This is a genomic window from Azotobacter salinestris (genome assembly GCF_009363155.1).
Classification (GTDB): Bacteria; Pseudomonadota; Gammaproteobacteria; order Pseudomonadales; family Pseudomonadaceae; genus Azotobacter; species Azotobacter salinestris.
The window spans coordinates 477,521-498,776 of the sequence record NZ_CP045302.1 but is presented as its reverse complement, the minus strand read 5'-3'; the positions used below and the strand labels follow the sequence as shown (position 1 = coordinate 498,776).

Here is a 21,256-nt window from a genome sequence, read left to right as displayed (position 1 = left end):
CAGTGTTCGCTCCCTTCGTCAGGGTCCGGCGGACGGCTGGATCATTTCTGCATTTCGAATGGAGGATCGATGGAGCTTTGGCTCGCCGCGCAGGCATTCATCTTGGGGGTTGTTGAGGGACTGACCGAGTTTCTGCCGATATCCAGCACCGGGCACCAGATCATCGTCGCCGATCTGATCGGCTTCGGCGGCGACCGGGCCAAGGCGTTCAACATCATCATCCAGCTCGGGGCGATCCTGGCCGTGGTCTGGGAGTTCCGCCAGCGGGTCTTCGGCGTGATCCTCGGCCTGCCGCGCGAGCGTCAGGCTCAGCGCTTCACCGTCAATCTGCTGGTCGCCTTCCTTCCGGCGGTGATCCTCGGCGTGGCCTTCGCCGATCTGATCGAGCACTGGCTGTTCAACCCGATCACCGTGGCCAGCGCGCTGGTGATCGGCGGCCTGGTCATGCTCTGGGCCGAGAGGCGCCAGCACGCCATCGAGGTGCATGCGGTGGACGAGATGAACTGGACGCACGCCCTCAAGATCGGCTGCGCCCAGTGTCTGGCCATGATTCCGGGCACCTCGCGCTCGGCTTCGACCATCATCGGCGGCCTGCTGTTCGGCCTGTCGCGCAAGGCGGCGACCGAGTTCTCGTTCTTCCTCGCCATGCCGACCATGGTCGGCGCTGCGGTCTATTCCGGCTACAAGCACCGTGCCCTGTTCGAAAACGGCGGCGACCTGCCGGTCTTCGCGCTGGGCTTCGTCGTCTCCTTCATCTTCGCCATGCTCGCCGTGCGCGCGTTGCTCCGCTTCATCGCCAGCCACAGCTATGCGGTGTTCGCCTGGTACCGCATCGGCTTCGGCCTGCTGATTCTCGCCACCTGGCAGATGGGCATGGTCGACTGGAGCACGGCGCAGGGCTGAGGACGGAGCGCTCATGGAACGACGCGGCGTGCTGAAAAGCTGGGATGACCGCAAGGGCTTCGGCTTCATCGAGCCGGAGGCGGGCGGTGAGCCGTTGTTCGTGCATATTTCGGCGATGCGCGGCGACCGCCGGCCCAGGGCGGGCGAGACGGTGTTGTTCGTCGCCGGGCGCGACCGGGAGGGAAGGGCGCGGGCCAGGCACATGCGCCATGCCGGGCTGAGCCTCGACGAGCCGTCGATCCGCAGCCCGCGCCGGACGGCCAACGGCGTGCGCCATCCGCTGCCCAAGCTCCTGGCGTTTCTCGCACTCTGCGCGTTGCCGCTTGCCGGAGCATTCAAGCTGCCACAGGATGGTCCGTTCTGGGCGCTCGGCGGCTACGCGCTGTTCAGCTTCGTCAGCTTTCTGCAGTACTGGCTGGACAAGCGCCGCGCTGCGACGGGGCGCTGGCGCATTCCGGAGGCCAGCCTGCATGCCGTCGAACTGCTCGGCGGCTGGCCCGGCGCGTTGCTGGCGCAGCAGCGGTTCCGCCACAAGACCCGCAAGCTCGCCTATCAGCTGGTGTTCTGGGGCATCGTGCTGTTGCACCAGGCAGCCTGGATCGACTACCTGTATTTCCAGCGGCTCCTCGCTTCGACCCTCATGCAGCGCTTCCTCGGCTAGTCTGATATCTCCCATCCCCCTGCGAGGAACTGCACCATGCCGCTGTCCATGTACCAGGCGTCGATTCCCATCTTTGTCCGCATGCTGGGCAACCTGTCGGCCATCCTGCACAAGGCCTCCGCTTACGCCGAGACACGCGGCATCGCCCCTGCCGTGTTGGTCAACGCACGCCTGGCACCGGACATGCTGCCGCTGAGCAGCCAGATCCAGATCGCCAGCGACACCGCCAAGGGCTGTGCTGCGCGCCTGGCCGGGGTGGAGGTTCCCAGCTACCCGGACACCGAGAGCAGCTTCGCCGAGTTGCAGGAGCGCATCGCCAAGACCGTGGCCTTTCTCGAGAGCATTAATGCCGCACAGCTCGATGGCAGCGAGGAGCGGCCCATCACCCTGAACTTTCCCAAGATGGAGCTGAAGTTCGGCGGCGGCGAATACCTGCTCGATTTCGTCCTGCCCAATTTTTATTTCCATGTCACCACGGCCTACGCCATCTTGCGCCACAACGGCCTGGACATCGGCAAGATGGATTTTCTCGGCAAGCCGCCGGTCTGAGTTCAGCTATGAAAAAGCCCCGCATCATGAGGCGGGGCTTCTGATGCAGGCAAGGCCTCAGATCACCACGCCCTGGCTGCGCAGGTAGTCGTCGTAGCTGCCGCTGAAGTCGGTCACGCCGCTTGCGGAGAGTTCGATGATGCGGGTAGCCAGCGAGCTGACGAACTCGCGGTCGTGGCTGACGAAGATCAGCGTGCCCGGGTAGTTCTCCAGCGCCAGGTTGAGCGCCTCGATGGACTCCATGTCGAGGTGGTTGGTCGGCTCGTCCATCACCAGCACGTTGGGCTTGTTGAGGATCAGCTTGCCGAACAGCATGCGGCCCTGCTCGCCGCCGGAAATCACCTTCACCGATTTCCGGATGTCGTCGTTGGAGAACAGCATGCGCCCGAGGGTGCCGCGGATCAGCTGCTCGCCGCCCTGGGTCCACTGGCCCATCCAGTCGAACAGGGTCATGTCCTGTTCGAAGTCGTCGGCGTGGTCCTGGGCGAAATAGCCGACCTCGGCGCTTTCGGTCCACTTCACCTCGCCGGACAGCGGCGGCATCTCGCCGACCATCGTGCGCAGCAGAGTGGTCTTGCCGATGCCGTTGGGGCCAATGATCGCCACCCGCTCGCCGGCCTCGATCTGCATCGACAGGTTCTTGAACAGCGCATTGCCGTCGAAGCCCTGGCTGACCTTCTCGAGGGTCACCGCCTGGCGGTGCAGCTTCTTGGTCTGCTCGAAGCGGATGAACGGGCTGACCCGGCTGGACGGCTTGACTTCTTCGAGCTGGATCTTGTCGATCTGCTTGGCGCGGCTGGTCGCCTGCTTGGCCTTGGAGGCGTTGGCCGAGAAGCGGCTGACGAAGGTCTGCAGTTCGGCGATCTGCGCCTTCTTCTTGGCATTGTCGGCCAGCAGGCGCTCGCGGGCCTGGGTCGCCGCAGTCATGTACTCGTCGTAGTTGCCGGGGAACAGGCGCAGCTCGCCGTAGTCCAGGTCGGCCATGTGCGTGCAGACGCTGTTCAGGAAGTGACGGTCGTGGGAGATGATGATCATGGTGGAGTTGCGCGCGGTGAGCACGCCTTCCAGCCAGCGGATGGTGTTGATGTCCAGGTGGTTGGTCGGCTCGTCGAGCAGCAGCACGTCCGGGTTGGAAAACAGCGCCTGGGCCAGCAGCACGCGCAGCTTCCAGCCGGGCGAGACGGCGCTCATCGGGCCGAAGTGCTGCTCCATGGGAATGCCCACCCCGAGCAGCAGCTCGCCGGCACGGGACTCGGCGGTATAGCCGTCCATTTCGGCGAACTGCACCTCGAGGTCGGCGACCTTCATGCCGTCCTCTTCGCTCATCTCCGGCAACGCATAGATACGGTCGCGCTCGGCCTTCACGTTCCACAGTTCCTCGTGACCCATGATCACGGTGTCGATCACCGTGAAGTCCTCGTAGGCGAACTGGTCTTGGCGCAGCTTGCCGAGGCGCACGTTGGGCTCGAGCATCACCTGGCCGGCGGAGGGCTCCAGGTCGCCGCCGAGGATTTTCATGAAGGTGGACTTGCCGCAACCGTTGGCGCCGATCAGGCCGTAGCGGTTGCCGTTGCCGAACTTGACGGAAACGTTCTCGAACAGCGGCTTGGCGCCGAACTGCATGGTGATGTTGGCGGTAGAGATCAAGGGGCTTACCTATCAGGGAGTTGCGCGGTGTCTGTTTCGGGCTTGGGCTGGGGCTGTCAGCTCACCTGCCGGTCGCGACTTGGATTCAGCCGGCGGACGTGTGTGGGGAGCAGCAGTGGACGCTGTGGTCGGGCTGCCGGGCAATCAATAAAGGCAGGATTCATGCCTGACATGGGGCGTATTGTTGCATAGGTATGCCGGTAGTTGTACGGAGCTGCAACCCGGCCCATCCGGCCCAGCGGCACGATTTCCACCGGCCGGTATGGCGCGCGCATAGCGGAACCGCTCCAGGGGGAGGTAGCGGTCGGCTGGGATATGGGCAGGAGAGGGATTGGCCGGTTACGCCGGCTAGTCGGGCACTGTGTCGCCGCTGGCATGCCTACCAGCAGGATGGGGCTGATGAACCCCCAGGCTTGCAGATTACTCGAACAGGCCGCGCGCCTTGCCGGGAACCGTGAAACCCGGCGTGGCCACCTCTTGGCAATGGCCAGCTGACGCCGCTTGCATGCCGATCTGCCGACGGCATCTCCATAATACACAAATGATAATTATTATCAATTGAAAACTTGCAAGCCGTCTCCGCAGGGAGCGACCGCGCTTTGCAGGAGTTCGGCCCTGTACGTGGGCGGTCGGTTTTTCTGGCTATTGCCATGCTGTCGACAACTTCTGCACCACCGTCTTGCCTGGGTGAACCAGGCCGGGTGCATGGCGTGCGGCACTTCCAGCGCCCTTGCCGATCCCCAGGCAGCCGGCGGGCGGTGTGGCCTTGGACGCAGCAGGACTTGCCGCTCCCGCATTAGCGATCATTCTTCGCTCTGGAACTTGCACGATTCTTGGCCAAAGGCACGCTGCCCGAAATGACTTGTCCCGTATGCCTCTTCTGGATGGCTCTGGCTTTTGCTTTCCAATAGGCGTCGCCTCTGGGTTTGAATCGACGCGGCTTCAGCGCGAGGCGAATCGCTACTGCCACGACTGCCATGGCGGCGATCACTGCGACGCTAATCCAAAGGGTATCCATAGGGGGTGTCCTTGCTAATCAAGCGGCTGGAGGAGGAATGCCTTGGCTCTGGTCGTCAAGGCGGAGTTCGACTCCGGATCTTGCTTGGCCCGAGCTGTCGGCCTGCAGGCAGACGAAGGGGCATGAGGGGCGCGATCTTGCCAGTTTTTGAGCTGGCCTGCCCAGCGCTGTGGCATTCCGAGCCTGTCTCAGCCTGCATTCGCCGGTCCCACAGGCTGAATCAGTCCGCTCCCCTCGTTGTGCACGTTCCCCACGGCCAGTCCGACCGGATACCACTCGAACGCCTCTGATGGCAGTCCCCGGTGCAGGGCGATTTCCTCGGCCTGGGCCGGCGTCTGTTGCTGATCGATCCAGGCGCGGGCCGTCTCGGGCGACAGGACCAGCGGCTGGCGGTCGTGGATCTCGCCCATCCGTCCCTTGCTGGGCCGGGTGATCAGGGCGAAGCCGTCTCCTTCGCGCACTGCTGCGCCTGCGCGCGGAAACCGGCCGATGGCCGGGAAGAACAGTGGCTCGCCGCTCTTCAGGCGAAAGAAGAAGGGCTGCTTGCGCCCCGTGCCGGCTGCCTCCTGCTGCCATTCGTACCAGCCATCGGCCGGTATCAGGGCGCGTCCGGATTTCCAGGCTTCCCGCCAGAAGCGGCTGCTCGCCAGCGTTTCCACCCGGGCATTGATCGCTGGTGGTCGTGCCCGCGGCCCCTGGGCCCAGGCTGGCGCGTAACCCCAGGGAACGGGCTCCATGCGCAGCCCGTCGGCATCCACATGGATCAGCAGCACCCGCGTATGCGGAGCCACGTTGTAGCGAGCGATCGGCACGGGCTCGATGCCGGCCGCCAGCGGCGCCTCGCTGTGCAGTGCCTGCAGGTAGTCGATCGCCGCCCGGTACTGCACGAATCTGCCGCACATGCCGGCCTCCGTTGCATGGTCCGTCTGTTTCGAAGTATTGCCAGCCTTTGCGAGTGCGGCCAGAAAGCCTGTCCAAGGAAGCAGGGCGGTCGTCCGGCAGCCCGAGCCAGGAGCGGTTTCCCGCTGCATTCGGGGGTTGGTTCCTTGCTGCCGGATGGAGTAGTTTTGACCTGCCTTTCGGAGGGTTTTACCCAGACTCCCCGTTTCTTCGGCAGGCCCTACCCGGGTAGCCGGACACTGAAAAGGAGATACAGGATGTCTAACGACCCCGTCACCCTCATGGTGGCGCGCCGCGTGGCTCGCGGACGCTACCGGGCCTTCAGCGCCTGGCTCGACGAAGGACGCCGCCTGGCCGCCGACTTCGATGGCTTTCTGGGATCCGGTGTGCTGGCACCGCCGCCCGGCGACGACGAGTACCAGATCGTCTTCCGCTTCCGCGACGAGTCCACCCTGGCCGCCTGGGAGCATTCCGCCTCCCGGCATGCCTGGCTGGCTCGCGGGCAGGGCCTCTTCGACGCTCCCCACGAGCACCGTGCCACCGGGCTGGGCAGCTGGTTCCACGATGCCGCAGGCAATGCTCCGCCGCGCTGGAAGCAGGCCACGGCGATCTGGCTGGCGTTCTTTCCCGTGTCCCTGGCATTCCAGTGGCTGTTCGGCGATTCGCTGGGCTCGTTGCCGCTCTTCCCGCGGATACTGCTCAGTACCCTGATGATGACGCCCCTGATGGTCTTCCTCTTCATCCCGCTCATCACACGCCTGCTGGCCCCCTGGCTCAATGGCCGTCCCGCTGCCCTGGGGCGTCTCGAGCGCCTGCTGCATCCGGGCCGATCATAGCGGGCAGTCCGGCCTCCAAGCGCTCGCTGAGGCGTGTGGGGGCCGGTTCGACGCGCAGGACGCAAGGGGGGCCTTATCCGCCTCCTCTCGCAAGGGCGCTTCAGGCAATCCGCTGCTGCGACAGGGCAAGCGCTTGGCGAGCTGCCGGTTCGTCCTTCGGCGTCGGGGGCATGGCATAGGGGCGTCTTGCCGGACGGCTCGACTGTTCCGGCATTCCCTGCGGTCCGGCACCCCCTATCGGCTCCGCGCCTTCAAACTTGAGGCCTCCAATCAGGCAAACAGGCTATCCATGGGCTGCTTGTTCGCGTCTCTCGTTGCAAGACGATACGGTTACAGTGGTACCGCCCTGATCACGGACTGATTGTGCCTATGGCCAGGCTTGCCGTTTCGCTCCTTTTCTCCTACCCGGATACTGCTGCCGCGCACGGCATCCGGCGCCCTCTGCGGCCAGGCTGGAGCAGGAAGCAAGCCGCCCGCGCGGATAAGCCCGTTGTGCACGGGGTGCAGTCTGTAGCCGATTCCTTGAATGACAACAGGAGGATCGGTTGATGGCCAACGGCGTTCAGGCCTTGAAGGGCTGGCGACCGATGCCGCAGGCATGTCGGAGGCAGAGCGAGCCCTGAGCTGATGAGCGGATAGTTGCCCGTGCCGATACGCGCTCGAATCCAGACGGTTTTTCCGAGTTCGATGCGTTCCCTGCCGGCATGGCCTGGTTCGGCATCCGCAGTACGCACCCGATGCCGGCAAGCTGTCTGCAGGAACATGGAGTGTATGAGTTTCTACTTGATGACATGGACTCGTTTTATTCGGCTGCAGCTTGTCTCGAGTGGTGGTGCCTGACATGCAGAAAAGTAAATCCTTTGGCAATCGCTGGCTGTGGATGTCGCTGCTGCTGGGTGGTTGGCTGCTGATTTATTTACTGGGCGATTCGCTGCCGCCGATACAGCACTTTCTGACGCTGCATCAGATAGTGGAAACCGCTTCCATCATGGTGAGCGTGCTGATCTTTGCCGTGGGCTGGCATACGTTCAGGATGCACGGGAATCGCGCCATCCTGATCGTTTCCTGTACGTTCCTGGCAGTGGCGATTTCCGACTTCTCGCACATGCTGTCCTACAAGGGAATGCCCGATTTTCTCGGCCCGAATTCTCCGGAGAAGGCGATCAGCTTCTGGCTACTGGCGCGCTGCCTGACGGCGCTGGGCATTCTGATCATTGCCTGCATGCCCTGGAGGCTGGTGGCCTCCACTCCTTCCGGCTCCACCAATGCGGATAGATACAGAGCCCTGTTCATCACGCTGTTCGTCATAGCTCTTGCCCATCTGGTCCTGTTCCTGTTTCCGGAAATCGTTCCGGATACTTATCAGGAGGGGGTTGGCCTGACCCCGTTCAAGCAGAGGACGGAATACACGATCGCTATTCTCTACTGCACCAGCATGGCCTTGCTGTCGATGAGAAGGCACCGGGATATGGGGCTCGAGACAGGTCTTCTGCTCTGCTCGCTGCTGGTCATGGTGATGAGCACAATGTTTTTCGTGGTCTACAGCAGTGTCACGGACGTGTACAACCTGTCCGGGCATATCTACAAGATCATTGCTTATCTGATCCTCTACAGGGCTATCTTCGTGGAGTCGATACTGGCGCCCTACAAGTCGCTGGAAGATTCGAGACAGCATGTCGAAGTCCTCATGGAGGCACTGCCGGATATCATTCTCGAGGCCCGTCTCGATGGTCTGCTGCTCAGCACCCATGTTCCGACGAATGAGAAACTATTCGGGACGAAGGATCCGAAGGCAGGCGAATACCTTCAGGACCTGCTTCCGCCCCAGGCCCTCGAGTGCCTGATACGGGCGATGCGGGCCGCGGAAGGCAAGGGGCAGGGCTCAGGCTTCAAGTTCCAGATCGGCAACGGCACGGAAGGACTGGTCTTCGAGGTTTCGGCCTCGCTGCTCGCCCAGTGGCCTGAAGAGAAAAGTCATTTCGTCATTTTGATCCGGGATGTGACGGAGCAGGCCAGAAGTCAATCCAAAATCGAGCAGATGGCGCATTTCGATGCGCTCACCGGGCTTCCGAACCGTACGCTGTTCAATACCCGCTTCGATTTCGAGGCGACGCGCTGCGAGAAGAATCAGCAGCCTCTGGCGCTGATCTTCATGGATCTCGACAACTTCAAGAACGTCAACGACTCGCTCGGCCACAAGGTCGGCGATGCATTGCTGATCGAACTCGCTTCTCGTCTGGAAAAGGTTCTGCGCCCAAGGGACATAGTGTCCCGTCAGGGCGGGGACGAGTTCATGTTCCTGCTCCCCGAGGCGGATGTGCACGCGGCCGGACAAATGGCCGAATGCATAAAAAGGTCCATCGAGGTGCCCATCCAGGTGGGGCAATATACGCTGCATGTCGCCGCATCGATGGGCATCTGCCTGTTTCCCCAGGATGGGCGGGATCTGGAAACCCTGTCCAGCCATGCCGACATCGCCATGTATCGGGCGAAGCACGAGCGCCGCAGCCACTATGCGTTCTTCACGGGGGAAATGCAGGCCTGTACGGCCCGCTCCCTGCTGCTGGAGGGAGCGCTGCGCGAGGCGATCCAGTGGGGACAGCTGGACGTCTATTACCAGCCGCAGTTCGACATAACGGGCAGGCGGCTGGAGGGGGCCGAGGCGCTGGTGAGATGGTGCCATCCCGAGCTGGGCTTCATCAGTCCTGCCGAGTTCATCCCGATCGCCGAGATCAGTGGCCAGATCATCAAGATCGGCGATCTGGTCCTGCAGAAGGCCACGCAGCAGATGAGGCATTGGCTGGATGCGGGCTTGCCGGGGGATATGAGCATCGCGGTCAATATCTCCATGGCCCAGTTCCGCGATGCCGCCCTGCTGGAAAAGATCGATACGGCGCTCGCCGAAAGCCAGTTGCCGCCATGGTCGCTCGAGCTGGAGCTGACCGAAAGCGTGGCGATGGAAAATCCCGAGCAGGTCATCGAGATCGTGCGCAGCTTGCGCTCCCGAGGCGTGAAGCTGTCCATCGACGACTTCGGAACGGGTTATTCGTCGCTCAGCTACCTGAAGAAACTGCAGGTGCACAAGCTGAAGATCGACCGCTCCTTCATCCAGGCCATCTCGGCCACCAGCAGCGATCGGACCATCGTCCAGGCCATCATCGGTCTGGCCAAGGATCTGGACATGCAGACCATAGCCGAGGGGATCGAGACCGAGGAGCAGCGCCAGCTTCTGGAGGCGCTGGGCTGCGATTCGGGGCAGGGTTACCTGTTCTGCAAGCCGTTGCCGGCCTCGGAGTTCCTGCCCACGTTGCACGAGTTCTCCGTGAGCAGCTGGTGATCCCGTGCCGAACGGGGTCACCAGGGGGCGGTGGAAGAGGCCGTGAGGCGCTCGCTCCCGAAGCTACTGGATGCTCGAGGCCAGTTCGAAGATCGGCATGTACATCAGGATCACGATCACCCCGATGATCAGTCCGATGAAAGTCATCAGCAGCGGTTCGAACAGCCGCACGAACCAATCGATCCAGCGGCCGGTTTCCTCATCGTAGAAATCCGCGGTGCGTTCCATCATGAGGCCGAGGTTGCCGGCCTGTTCGCCGGCGCGCAGCATGCGCAGGGAGACCGGGGTCGCCAGGTGGTTCTCCTCCAGCGAGCGGGACAGGGCGTGGCCCTCGCGGATGAGTCCGGCGGCCCGGTCCAGGCGGACCCGCGAGGCGGAGCCCAGCAGGCCGCGGACCATGCCCAGGGCGGTGAGGATGGGGATGCCGCCTTGCAGCAGAATGCCCAGGGAGCGGTAGAAGCGCGCCATCTCGTAGATGAACAGGCGCTCGCGGATGGTCGGGATCTTCTCGACCAGCCGCCCTAGAGCTCTGCGGACCCGCTCCTGGCGCAGCAGGACGACGAGGGCGACCAGGGTCGGCAGCAGGCTGCCGAGCAGCGCATTCTGATGGGTATGAATGAACTGCCCGACGCTCAGCAGTACCTGCGACAGCCAGGGCAGGTTGGAGCCTAGCCCTTCAAAGACCAGACTGAAGCGCGGCACCACGTAGCCGATCAGAAACAGCAGCACCCCGTTGCCGACCAGCAGCAGCAGGAGCGGATAGACCGAGGCGCTGACGATCTTCTGGCGCACTTCGTCCATGCGCATGCGGTAGGCCACATAGCGGCCCAGGGCGTCGCCGACCGCGCCGGTCTTCTCGCTGGACTGCACCAGCGCCACGTAGAGCGGCGGGAAGACCGAAGGGAATTCGCCCAGCGCCTGGGAAAGGGACTTGCCCTCGTAGAGCAGGCGCACCAGATCGGAGAGGATCTTGCGCGCCTGGGCGTCGGACTCCTTCTCGGCAAGGCTTTCCAGGGCGTCGATCAGCGCCAGGCCGGCATTCAGCAGGGTGGTCAGCTCCTGGCTGAACAGTACCAGCGGGAAGGCTTCGCGGCGCCGCCAGTGGAGAGGCGACCAGCGCCTTTCGGCGCGCAGGCTGAGCACCCTCAGGCCCTGGTGTTCGGCCAGGCGCCGGGCGTCGGCCGGGCTCGGCGCCTCGAGGACCAGCGACACCACTTCCGCGGCCTTGCGCATGCCCTTGATCTGAAAGCGCATGTCCGGCTCCCGTCATTGCCAGCTGGTGATTTCCGCGTTCTCGCCCTCGCCGCCGGGCTGACCGTCCTTGCCGAAGGTCAGCAGATCGTAGTCGCCGTTCTCGCCCGGCGAGCGGTAGACGTAGGCACGACCCCAGGGGTCCAGCGGTACGGCCTTCTGCAGATAGGGGCCGGACCAGCGCGGTTCGTCGCTGGGCGCCGTGACCAGGGCGTTGAGTCCCTGCTCGGTGCTGGGGTAGTGGCCGGTTTCCACCCGGTAGATGTCCAGCGCCTTGCTCAGGCCCTCGATCTGCGCGCGGGCGACCTTGGTTTCCGAGCGGCCGAGCTGATTGAAGTATTTGGGGCCGACGATGCCGGCCAGCAGGCCGAGCACGACCAGCACGACCAGCAGTTCCAGCAGGGTGAAGCCCGGGCTGTGGCGGGCCTGGGCAAGGGTATGCATCCGTTTCATCTGGCTGACCTCGGGTTCCGGTGACAGAAGGGGCGATGCCGCGACAGCGCTGGGGCGGCCACTCCCGCAGTGGAGGCCCCCGGCGCTGCCGTCGACAGGCGATAAACGCCGGAGCGCGCCGGGAGTTCAGCAAGCTTCGGGCCAGGCGCCTGAGGTCGTTTTTCGCGGGCTCTGGCCGTGGCCTGCTGGGGAATTGGGGATTTTCACCCACTTTTCCCCGATATGGACGCTCCCCCGATCCCTTCGGACCGCGGAAAAGCCCGGCGTACCGAGGGGGGCGGCATTCTCTCGAGGCTGCACGATTCTTGCTTGGCTGCTGACAGGTGGATGCAGGAGCCGCCGGGAGACGCGGCCGCCATTGGGAGAGGGATGCATGGGACGGGTAACCGTGGTTCTGCTCGGCATGGGGGCCGTGCTGGTGTCGGCGATGCCGGCATACGGCGATATCTACAGGGAGGTGGCGGCGGACGGCAGCATCATCCTCACCAATGTCTATCGCCGGGAACGCAAGAGCGTGCGCCTGCGCCGCGAGCCGCCTGCACCGCCGCCGGTATTCGCCGCTCCTGCGCCGAGGCACGGGGTGCCGGTCGGGGCGCTGCCCTACGCCTCGCTGGTGGCCGTCGCGGCGGCCGAGCACGGCCTGCCCGAGGCATTGCTGCATGCGGTGATCCGTGCCGAGTCCAACTACGATCCGCGGGCCGTCTCGCCGAAGGGGGCGGCCGGTCTGATGCAACTGATGCCGGATACCGCCCGCGAGCTGGGTGTGACGGATGTCTGGGACCCGGCCGCCAATATCCGCGGCGGCGCCCGCTACCTGAAGCGCCTGCTGGAGATGTTCGACCAGGACCTCAGCCTGGCCGTGGCCGCCTACAACGCCGGCCCGGGAGCGGTCATCGGCAGCGGCAGCGCCATCCCGCCCTTCGCCGAGACCCAGCGCTATGTACCCAAGGTGCTCGAGTACTACCGTCGCCTGCAGAGCGGCGGCTGATCAGTCGCCGCGGTATTCGCAGCCGCTGGTGCAGGTTTCGTGGATGCGCACCCGGGAAAGCTCGGGCAGCAGGGGCTTGAGCTGCTGCCAGATCCACTTGGCGAGGATCTCGCTGGTCGGGTTCTCCAGGCCTTCGATCTCGTTCAGGTAGTTGTGGTCCAGCCGCTCGTAGATCGGTTTGAAGATCTCCTTGATCTCGGAGAAGTCGCGAATCCAGCCCGTGTAGGGATCGACCTCGCCCTCGATGTAGATGGCCACGCGGAAGGAGTGCCCGTGCAGACGGCCGCACTTGTGTCCGGCCGGAACATGGGGGAGGCGGTGAGCCGCTTCGAATATGAATTCTTTGAATAATTCCACTGAAAGTGCCTTGAGTAGGTGATTTGGACGCTTTCCGCCTCGGGGGCGCGTCCCGCAGGCGCGCAGGGTGGATTTTACCCCCTGGGTCGGCTTATGGTTCAGCGAAAGCGACCGGAAGGTGCCGTTCAGCTTGAATTAAGGCGCCCGCCCCAGACTGGCCAAGGGGGCTCGCCTGGAGGCGGCTGCTCCTGCCGGCTGTCTTTCCGCCATGTTTCCCGAGGAGGGTTTCCATGCACGCTTTCACCGTCCCGCTCTCGGGATCCGTGCCTGCCCGATGATGCGCTTGCGTGCCCGATTCGGCGCCTGGGGAGGCGCCTTGCTTGGCGCTCTCTGCCTGCTGAGCGCGAGTGCGCGGGACCTGGATCAGGATCAGGCCCTGCGTCTGCGTCAGGAGGGCGTCATCCAGCCGCTCGAGCAGCTGGTCCGCAATGCCCTGGATCGTTACCCGGGGGCCCGCCTGCTGGAGGCCGAGTTGGAAGAGGAGCATGGCGTCTACGTCTACGAGGTGGAGATTCTCACACCTGGCGGAGTCGTGCGCGAGCTGGAGCTGGATGCCCGCGACGGTCGCATCCTGAAGGACGAGGAAGACGACTGATGCGCCTGCTGTTGGTGGAGGACTCGGTCGGTCTGGCCGATGAGCTGGTGGCCGGTCTGCAGCGCCAGGGCTATGCCGTCGACTGGCTGGCCGACGGGCGCGATGCTGCTCGCCAGGGCGCTTGCGAGCCCTACGACCTGATGATTCTCGATCTGGGGCTGCCCGGCAAACCAGGGCTGGAGGTGCTGCGCGAGTGGCGCGCCCAGGGATTGGCCACGCCGGTGCTGGTGCTCACCGCACGCGCTTCCTGGGCGGAGCGCATCGAGGGGCTGAAGGCGGGGGCCGACGACTATCTGTGCAAGCCCTTTCATCCCGAAGAGCTGCAGTTGCGCATCCAGGCGCTGCTGCGCCGGGCCCACGGCCTGGCCAACCAGCCGCAGCTGGAGGCGGGCGGGCTGCAGCTCGACGAGGCGCGCCAGGTGGTTCGCTGCGGCAGCGAGGATATCGAACTCACCGCCGCCGAATTCCGCCTGCTGCGCTACCTGATGCTGCATCCGGGCCAACTGCTCTCCAAGGGGCAGCTCGCCGAGCACCTCTACGACGGCGAAACCGAGCGCGACTCCAACGTCATCGAGGTACACATCAACCGCCTGCGCGGCAAGCTTGGCCGGACGGTGATCGAAACCCGCCGCGGCCAGGGCTACCGCTTCACCGGTGTGCGTTGAGATCGATCCAGCGCCGCCTGGGGATCGGCCTGATCGGCGTCCTGCTGGGCACAGGGCTGCTGTTGGCGCAGGCCACCCTCTGGATGCTCGATGCGGGGCTGCGCCGCTACCTGCAGGACGATCTGCGCGAGCAGGCTGAAACCCTGCTGGCGAGCCTGGTCCGCGGACAGAGCGGCATCCAGCTGGATGATCCGCACCTGCCGGGCATCTATCAGCGTCCCTATTCCGGCCATTATTTTCGCATCGACCTGCCGGGCGAGAGCTGGCGCTCGCGTTCCCTCTGGGATCATGCCCTGACGCCATCGCCTGCCACAGGCCTGCAAGACGGGCTGGTCGATGGCCCGAACGATCAGCGCCTACTGCTCTATCGCGCCGACTACCGGCGCTTCGGGCAGGACATTTCGATCAATGTCGCCTCCGACTACACACCGATCCTGCAGGCCTACCGGCGTGTGCAGTGGCTCGCCTGTCTGCTCGGGCTGGCGGTGCTGGTTCTGGTGGTGGTGCTGCAGCGACTCACGGTGCGCCGGGCCTTGCAACCGCTCGAGGAGGTGCGTCGTCAGGTCGAGCAGCTGCAGCAGGGGCTGCGCCAGGCGCTGGACCCCGGAGTCCCCATCGAGCTGGAGCCGCTGGTGGCGCAGATCAACCATCTGCTGCGCCAGACCGAGAGCACCCTGCAGCGTTCGCGGCATGCGGTCGGCAATCTCGGCCATGCCCTGAAGACGCCCCTGGCGGTGCTGACCAGTCTGGCCGCGCGGGCCGAACTGGCGGCCTGCCCGGAGCTGCAGGCGTCGCTGCAGGAGCAGTTGGCGCAGATCGAGCAGCGGCTGGCCCGCGAGCTGGGCCGCGCGCGGCTGGCCGGCGAGGCTCTGCCGGCCAGTCATTTCGATTGTGCCGTGGAACTGCCCGGACTGTTCGCCACCCTGGCGATGGTCCACAACCGGGGACTGGCGCTCGACTGGCAGGCCCCGCCGGGCGTGCGCTTGCCATGGGATCGGGAGGATATGCTGGAGCTGCTCGGCAACCTGCTGGACAACGCCTGCAAGTGGGCATGCACGCGGGTGAATCTGGAGATCGCCGGAGCGCCGGACGGCTGGCTGATCCGGGTCGACGACGATGGTCCGGGGATGGCCGCCGAATTCCGTGGCGAGGCCTTGAATCGCGGCATCCGCCTGGACGAGCAAGTCGCGGGGCACGGTCTGGGTCTGGCCATCGTGCGCGATATTCTCGAGGCCTGGCGTGGCCGGCTGGCGTTGCAGGATTCGCCGCTGGGCGGTTTGCGGGTGGCAATCGAGTTGCCGGCGCGCAGGGAGGCGTGAGCGGGGGAAGGGGCTTGCGGGGGGCGTTCGGACCGATCCCGGTGCAGCGAAGAGGCTTCGCCGCACCGGAGATCCGGCTTCAGCCGACCAGGAGGCCGCTCTGCTGCACCAGTTCCAGCAGGGGTTGCGGGTAGACGCCGAGGCCGAAGGCCAGCAGGGCGATGAGCAGCAGCATGATGCCGCCGCTGCCCAGGTTCCAGTTGAGCGGAGCATCGCGACGCTGCAGCTTCGGCTCGACCAGGAACAGGGTGACCATCACCCGCAGGTAGTAGTAGACGCCGATGGCACTACCGATGACCAGCGCCGCGAGCAGCCACCAGAGTTCGGACTCGACGCCCGCAGCGATCACGTAGAACTTGCCGATGAAGCCGGCCGTCAGCGGGATGCCGGCCAGCGACAGCATCATGGTGGTGAGCACGGCGGTCAGGTACGGACGGCGCCAGAACAGGCCGCGGTACTCGTACAGGGCGTCGGCGTCGCGGCCGCTGTAGGGGGTGGACATCAGGGTGATCACCCCGAAGGCGCCGAGGCTGGTCAGCACGTAGGACGCCAGGTAGACGCCGATCGCCTCCACGGCCACGCCCTTGCTGGCGATCAGCGCCACCAGCAGGTAGCCGAAGTGGGCGATGGACGAATAGCCGAGCAGACGCTTGAGGTTGCTCTGCAGCAGCGCCAGCAGGTTGCCGAGCAGGATCGAGGCGACCGCGATCAGGCTCAGCAGATCGTTCAGCCAGCCACCGGAGGTCGCCGGAGAGATCTGGTACAGGCGAAGCAGCACGGCGAACACCGCGACCTTGCTGGCGGTCGCCAGGAAGGCCGAGACTGGTGCCGGAGCACCCTCGTAGACGTCCGGCGTCCACAGGTGGAAGGGCACCAGCGACAGCTTGAAGGCCAAGCCAATCAGCATCAGGCCGATGCCGACATGGATCAGGCTGCCCTGCACGCCATCCGGCGCCATGGCATTGCCCAGGCTGGCGAAGCTCAGGCTGCCGGATTCGGCGTAGAGCAGGGCCATGCCGAACAGCAGGAAGGCCGAGCCGGCCGCCGAGAGCACCATGTACTTGATGCCGGCCTCCAGAGAACGCCGGTTGAAGAAGGCGTAGGCGACCATGCCGTAGACCGGTACCGAAAGCAGTTCCAGGCCGATGAACAGCCCGGCCAGGTGCTGGGCTCCGACCAGGACCAGTGCCCCGGCGGTGGCGAGCAGGATCAGCAGGTACATTTCCTCGCGGTTGCCGGGATAGCCCGGCGCGCCGCTCTTGTCGCCCATGTAGGCATGGATCAGGGTCACGCAGGCCAGGGTTGCGACCAGGATCAGCGCCATGTAGAAGCCGGCGAAGCTGTCCATCTGCAGTAGCGGGGTGATCGCCAGCGGCGCGACCTTGACCGCCGGAATGACCGACAGCAGGGCGAGGTTGAGACCGGACACCGAGAGGATGAAGGTCTGCGAGTGATTGCGCCTCCAGGCAATGCCGAGCATCACCGCCACGACGGTGGCGGAGGTGATGAGCAGCGGCAGCAGGGCGATGAGATGTTGCGTCGTCATGTGCATGGCTCTACTTACCGGGCCGAAACGAGTTGGGTGAGGGCGGTGCTCAGCCACTGCTGCACGCCTTGCATGCTGGCGGCAGAGGTGTCGAGAACCGGCTGCGGATAGACGCCGAGGAGAATCAGCAGTCCTGCCAGGCCGAGCACCATGCTCAGCTCGCGACCGTTCAGGCCGAGCAGGGCGCCTTCCGCCTTGCTCGGACCGAAGTAGGCGCGATGGATCATGATCAGCGAGTAGACCGAGCCGAGCACCAGGCCGGTGGAGGCCAGCACGGTGACCCAGGGAGCCTGCGGGAAGGTGCCGATCAGGACCAGGAGCTCGCCGACGAAGTTGCCGGTGCCCGGCAGGCCGAGCGCAGCGGCGGCGAAGAACAGGCTGACGGCCGGCAGCCAGGGCATGCGCCCCCAGATGCCGCCCATCTCGCGCATGTCACGGGTGTGCAGGCGCTCGTAGAGCTGGCCGCAGAGGATGAACAGCGCTGCGGCGGAGAGGCCGTGGGCGATCATCTGCACCACAGCGCCCTGCAGGGCGATCTGGCTGCCGGAGTAGATGGCGATCAGGATGAAGCCCATGTGCGACACGCTGGAGTAGGCCACCAGGCGCTTGATGTCGGTCTGCGCGAAGGACAGCAGGGCGCCATAGACGATGGCGAACACGCCGAGGCCCATGGCGATCGGCGCGAATTCCGCCGAGGCGTTGGGGAACAGCGGCAGGGCGAAGCGCAGCAGGCCGTAGGCGGCGGTCTTCAGCAGGATGCCGGCCAGGTCCACGGAGCCGGCGGTCGGCGCCTGGGCATGGGCGTCGGGCAGCCAGGAGTGGACCGGGACGACCGGGAACTTCACCGCGAAGGAGACGAAGAAGCCGAGCATCAGCAGGAACTCGGTACCCGGCGCCAACTGGGTCTTCAGCAGCTCGGCGTAGCTGAAGGTGAGCACGCCGGTCTGGCTGTAGTGGACGAACACCAGGCCGAGGATGGCCACCAGCATGACCAGGCCGCTGGCCTGGGTGAAGATGAAGAACTTGGTGGCGGCCGTGATGCGGGTGCTGCCGGTGCTACCGCTATGACCCCAGAGCGCGATGAGGAAATACATCGGCACCAGCATCATTTCCCAGAAGAAGAAGAACAGGAACAGGTCGACGGCCAGGAAGACGCCGACCACCCCCCCGAGGATCCACATCAGGTTGAGGTGGAAGAAACCGACCTTCTGCTGGATTTCCTTCCAGGAGCAGAGGACCGAGAGCACACCGAGCAGGCCGGTGAGCACCACCATCAGCATCGACAGGCCGTCGAGGGCCAGGTGCAGCTCGATGCCGAAGCGCTCGATCCAGCTCAGCCGGAACTCGGAGGTCCAGAGGGGCGCGGCTCCGGGTGCGGGAGCCAGGGTGAAGTCCCCGGTGGTCCACAGCCAGAGGCCGAGAACCAGCAGCAGGGACATGGTCAGCAGCGCGATCCAGCGCGGCAGGGTGGCGCCGAAGCGCTCACCCTGCCAGCACAGCAGGCCGCCGATAAAGGGGATCAGGATCAGCCAGGGCAGAATCATGACGGGCTCAATTCCTTTCGCAAAATGTCAGGCCAACAGCACGATGCCGAGCAGCAGCACGGCACCGCCGACGATGGAGCCGGCATACCAGCGCAGCTGGCCGGTTTCGCTGCGGCTCAGGATCCCATGGCCGCCACGGGCCAGGTGGGGGATCACGCCGATGCCGCGGTCGATGGGGTCGCGGCCGAGCAGACGGCAGAGCTGCAGGTAGGGAGTGACGAACAGTCGGTCGTAGAGCCAGTCGAAGCCCCAGGCGGCATACCACAGCGGGATCATCCGGCGCGCCGGCTCGCTCTGCGCTATGCCCTCGAGCAGTTTCCGGTCCCCCAGGTAGAGGCGCGCGGCGAGGGCGATCCCGGCCACGGCGATGATCGCGGAGATGATTTCCAGCACGTGCTTGGCCCCACCGCCGGCGTGACCGACGCTTTCCGGCAGCACGCCATGCACCGGCGGCACGATCCAGGCGCCGATGAAGGTCGACAGGACGATCAGCACCACGAGCGGCAGGTTGTGGGCGAGACCGTGTCCTTCGTGCACTTCGCCCCTGGCCTCGCCGTGGAAGGCGATGAAGATCAGCCGGAAGGTGTACAGGGAGGTCAGGAAGGCACCGGCCAGGCCGGCGAAGAGCAGCAGGACGCGGCCGCTGGCATAGGCCTCCCAGAGGATCTCGTCCTTGGAGTAGAAGCCCGCGGTCAGCAGCGGCAGGGCGGCCAGTGCGGCACCGCCGACCAGGAAGCTGGCGTAGGCCAGCGGCAGCTTCCTGCGCAGGCCACCCATCCTGAAGATGTTCTGTTCGTGGTGGCAGGCAAGGATCACCGAGCCGGAAGCGAGGAACAGCAGGGCCTTGAAGAAGGCATGGGTCATCAGGTGGAAGATCGCCGCATCCCAGGCGCCGACGCCCAGGGCGAGGAACATGTAGCCGATCTGGCTCATGGTCGAGTAGGCGAGGATGCGCTTGATGTCGGTCTGCACCAGGGCGGCGAAGCCGGCCAGCAGCAGGGTCAGGCCGCCGACGATGCCGACCAGGGCGAGGATCTCCGGGGTCAGCAGGTAGAGGCCGTGGGTCCGGGCGATCAGGTAGACGCCGGCGGTCACCATGGTCGCCGCGTGGATCAGCGCCGAGACCGGGGTCGGACCGGCCATGGCGTCGGCCAGCCAGGTCTGCAGAGGCAGCTGGGCGGACTTGCCGACCGCGCCGCCGAGCAGCATCAGGGTGGCGATCCACAGCCAGCTGTCGCCTTCGGCGTATTTCTGCGGGGCCAGGGCGACCAGTTCCTGGATGTTCAGGGTGCCGAGATTGAAGAACAGGATGAACAGGCCGATGGCCATGAACACGTCGCCGATGCGGGTGACGATGAAGGCCTTGAGCGCTGCGTTGCCGTTCTTGCGTTCGTGGTAGTAGAAGCCGATCAGCAGGTAGGAGCACAGCCCCACGCCTTCCCAGCCGAAGTAGAGGAACAGCAGGTTGTCGCCCAGCACCAGGAACAGCATGCTGGCGATGAACAGGTTGGTGTAGGCGAAGAAGCGCGAGTAGCCCTCTTCGCCGCGCATGTACCAGCTGGCGAACAGGTGGATCAGGAAGCCCACGCCGGTGACCACGCCGAGCATGGTGACCGACAGGCCGTCCAGATAGAGGGTGAAGCTCGGCGCGAGGCCATCCACGCTCATCCACTGCCACAGCGTCTGGGTGAAGACGCCGCCTTCCGGCGGGGCGCTGTTGAACTGCCAGATCACCCAGGCAGCGGTCAGGGCCGAGAGGCCCACGGAGCCGACGCCGATCAGCGCCGACAGGTTTTCGGAAAGGCGTCCGCGGGAGAAGGCCAGCAGCAGCCAGCCGATCAGCGGGAACAGACAGGTGAGGAATAGTAGGTTCATCCGCGCATCTCGCTGGCAGCGTCGATATCGAGGGTATGGAAGCGGCGATACAGCTGCAGCAGGATCGCCAGGCCGATGCTGGCCTCGGCGGCTGCCAGGGTGATCACCAGAATGAACATGATCTGGCCGTCGGCCTGCGCCCAGCGGCTGCCGGCGACGACGAAGGCCAGGGCAGCCGCGTTCATCATGATTTCCAGACTCATCAGCACGAACAGGATGTTGCGGCGCACCATCAGGCCGACCAGGCCGAGGCTGAACAGCACGCCGGACAGCGCCAGGCCGTGCTCCATGGGAATTGCATTCATCGGGTCACTCCTTGGCTTCGCGGCGGCCGAGGTGGTAGGCGGCGATCAGTGCGGCGAGCAGCAACATGGAAGCCAGCTCCACGGCCAGCAGGTAGGGGCCGTACAGGGCGATGCCGACGGCCTTGGCATCGACCGTCTGTAGGCCGACGACGGCACCGCTCGAGGTGCCGAACAGCACGTACAGCAGCTGCACCAGCAGCAGGGCGGACAGTACCGTGGGTCCGGCCCAGATGCCGGGCTTCAGCCATTGCCGCTCCTGCTCGGCGACGGCCGGGCCGAGGTTGAGCATCATCACCACGAAGACGAAGAGCACCATGATGGCGCCGGCGTAGACGATGATCTCCAGCACGCCGGCGAAGGGAGCGCCGAGGCTGAAGAAACACATCGAGACCGCCAGCAGGGAAACGATCAGATAGAGCAGGGCATGCACGGGGTTGGTGTGGGTGATCACCCGCAGGGTGGACACCACGGCGGCCCCGGCAGCGAAGTAGAACGCGAATTCCATCT

The 21,256-nt window shown here is 65.1% G+C and carries 20 protein-coding genes; 9 read left to right on the top strand and 11 right to left on the bottom strand.

The annotated features are described in order from the left end of the window. The first annotated feature begins 69 nt into the window (after window positions 1–69). The 3 genes from GCU53_RS02405 to GCU53_RS02395 are packed head-to-tail and all read left to right on the top strand — an operon-like array spanning window position 70 to window position 2,113. A complete protein-coding gene (locus GCU53_RS02405; protein WP_152386202.1) occupies window positions 70–903 on the top strand; it encodes an undecaprenyl-diphosphate phosphatase in 834 nt (277 codons plus the stop codon). A gap of 13 nt (window positions 904–916) precedes the next feature. Then, on the top strand, window positions 917–1,564 hold the full coding sequence (locus GCU53_RS02400) for a DUF1294 domain-containing protein (protein WP_152386201.1): 648 nt from the start codon (window positions 917–919) through the stop codon (window positions 1,562–1,564). A 36-nt stretch (window positions 1,565–1,600) separates the two neighbouring features. Then, a complete protein-coding gene (locus tag GCU53_RS02395) occupies window positions 1,601–2,113 on the top strand; it encodes a DUF1993 domain-containing protein (RefSeq protein ID WP_152386200.1) in 513 nt (170 codons plus the stop codon). 57 nt (window positions 2,114–2,170) lie between these two features. Here the strand turns inward: GCU53_RS02395 and GCU53_RS02390 are convergent, their stop codons facing one another. The 3 genes from GCU53_RS02390 to GCU53_RS02380 all read right to left on the bottom strand — a co-directional run bounded on the left by GCU53_RS02390 (window position 2,171) and on the right by GCU53_RS02380 (window position 5,680). Continuing rightward, on the bottom strand, window positions 2,171–3,760 hold the full coding sequence (locus tag GCU53_RS02390) for an ABC-F family ATPase (protein WP_152386199.1): 1,590 nt from the start codon (window positions 3,758–3,760) through the stop codon (window positions 2,171–2,173). A 796-nt stretch (window positions 3,761–4,556) separates the two neighbouring features. After that, a complete protein-coding gene (locus tag GCU53_RS02385; RefSeq protein ID WP_152386198.1) occupies window positions 4,557–4,778 on the bottom strand; it encodes a hypothetical protein in 222 nt (73 codons plus the stop codon). Between the two features lie 188 nt (window positions 4,779–4,966). After that, complete coding sequence (locus GCU53_RS02380) at window positions 4,967–5,680, bottom strand: SOS response-associated peptidase (RefSeq protein ID WP_152386197.1); 714 nt, start codon at window positions 5,678–5,680, stop codon at window positions 4,967–4,969. Window positions 5,681–5,935: 255 nt separating this feature from the next. Between GCU53_RS02380 and GCU53_RS02375 the strand changes: the two genes are divergently transcribed. Together GCU53_RS02375 and GCU53_RS02370 are read left to right on the top strand one after the other, a co-directional pair. Further along, on the top strand, window positions 5,936–6,514 hold the full coding sequence (locus GCU53_RS02375) for an antibiotic biosynthesis monooxygenase (protein ID WP_208845432.1): 579 nt from the start codon (window positions 5,936–5,938) through the stop codon (window positions 6,512–6,514). A gap of 841 nt (window positions 6,515–7,355) precedes the next feature. Then, a complete protein-coding gene (locus GCU53_RS02370; protein ID WP_152386196.1) occupies window positions 7,356–9,851 on the top strand; it encodes a bifunctional diguanylate cyclase/phosphodiesterase in 2,496 nt (831 codons plus the stop codon). 63 nt (window positions 9,852–9,914) lie between these two features. Here the strand turns inward: GCU53_RS02370 and GCU53_RS02365 are convergent, their stop codons facing one another. After that, window positions 9,915–11,105, bottom strand: coding sequence for a type II secretion system F family protein (locus GCU53_RS02365; protein WP_152386195.1), 1,191 nt, complete (start codon window positions 11,103–11,105; stop codon window positions 9,915–9,917). Between the two features lie 12 nt (window positions 11,106–11,117). Next, window positions 11,118–11,546: a type II secretion system major pseudopilin GspG gene (gene gspG, locus GCU53_RS02360; protein WP_152389758.1), complete on the bottom strand. Its 429-nt coding sequence runs from the start codon at window positions 11,544–11,546 to the stop codon at window positions 11,118–11,120. 382 nt (window positions 11,547–11,928) lie between these two features. Here gspG and GCU53_RS02355 point away from each other — a divergent pair, with 382 nt between their 5' ends. Further along, window positions 11,929–12,543, top strand: coding sequence for a lytic transglycosylase domain-containing protein (locus GCU53_RS02355; protein ID WP_152386194.1), 615 nt, complete (start codon window positions 11,929–11,931; stop codon window positions 12,541–12,543). Here GCU53_RS02355 and queD read toward each other — a convergent pair whose 3' ends face one another. Then, a complete protein-coding gene (queD, locus tag GCU53_RS02350) occupies window positions 12,544–12,900 on the bottom strand; it encodes a 6-carboxytetrahydropterin synthase QueD (RefSeq protein WP_152386193.1) in 357 nt (118 codons plus the stop codon). 277 nt (window positions 12,901–13,177) lie between these two features. On the opposite strand from queD, the gene GCU53_RS02345 reads away from it, so the two are divergent. The 3 genes from GCU53_RS02345 to GCU53_RS02335 are packed head-to-tail and all read left to right on the top strand — an operon-like array spanning window position 13,178 to window position 15,479. Then, window positions 13,178–13,495 carry a PepSY domain-containing protein gene (locus GCU53_RS02345; protein WP_425278169.1) on the top strand — a complete coding sequence of 106 codons (318 nt, stop codon included), beginning with the start codon at window positions 13,178–13,180 and terminating at the stop codon, window positions 13,493–13,495. Next, complete coding sequence (locus GCU53_RS02340; protein ID WP_152386191.1) at window positions 13,495–14,160, top strand: response regulator transcription factor; 666 nt, start codon at window positions 13,495–13,497, stop codon at window positions 14,158–14,160. Before GCU53_RS02345 ends, GCU53_RS02340 begins: the two co-directional genes overlap by 1 nt. Beyond that, window positions 14,157–15,479, top strand: a complete 1,323-nt coding sequence (locus GCU53_RS02335) for a sensor histidine kinase (RefSeq protein ID WP_152386190.1) — start codon at window positions 14,157–14,159, stop codon at window positions 15,477–15,479. Before GCU53_RS02340 ends, GCU53_RS02335 begins: the two co-directional genes overlap by 4 nt. Window positions 15,480–15,558: 79 nt before the next feature. On the opposite strand, the gene nuoN is transcribed toward GCU53_RS02335, so the two are convergent. Genes nuoN through nuoJ form a run of 5 tightly spaced genes read right to left on the bottom strand, consistent with a single transcriptional unit; the run spans window position 15,559 to window position 21,254 of the window. After that, window positions 15,559–17,031: an NADH-quinone oxidoreductase subunit NuoN gene (gene nuoN, locus GCU53_RS02330; protein ID WP_152386189.1), complete on the bottom strand. Its 1,473-nt coding sequence runs from the start codon at window positions 17,029–17,031 to the stop codon at window positions 15,559–15,561. Between the two features lie 8 nt (window positions 17,032–17,039). Then, entirely contained in the window at window positions 17,040–18,569 is a 1,530-nt protein-coding gene (nuoM, locus tag GCU53_RS02325; RefSeq protein WP_152386188.1) for an NADH-quinone oxidoreductase subunit M, read from the bottom strand. Between the two features lie 27 nt (window positions 18,570–18,596). Continuing rightward, on the bottom strand, window positions 18,597–20,444 hold the full coding sequence (gene nuoL, locus GCU53_RS02320) for an NADH-quinone oxidoreductase subunit L (protein ID WP_152386187.1): 1,848 nt from the start codon (window positions 20,442–20,444) through the stop codon (window positions 18,597–18,599). Further along, window positions 20,441–20,749 (bottom strand): NADH-quinone oxidoreductase subunit NuoK, encoded by a 309-nt coding sequence (nuoK, locus tag GCU53_RS02315; protein ID WP_152386186.1) that lies wholly within the window; start codon window positions 20,747–20,749, stop codon window positions 20,441–20,443. The genes nuoL and nuoK overlap by 4 nt, the downstream gene beginning before the upstream one ends. Before the next feature lie 4 nt (window positions 20,750–20,753). After that, window positions 20,754–21,254, bottom strand: coding sequence for an NADH-quinone oxidoreductase subunit J (gene nuoJ / locus GCU53_RS02310; protein WP_152386185.1), 501 nt, complete (start codon window positions 21,252–21,254; stop codon window positions 20,754–20,756). Between the last annotated feature and the right edge of the window lie 2 nt (window positions 21,255–21,256).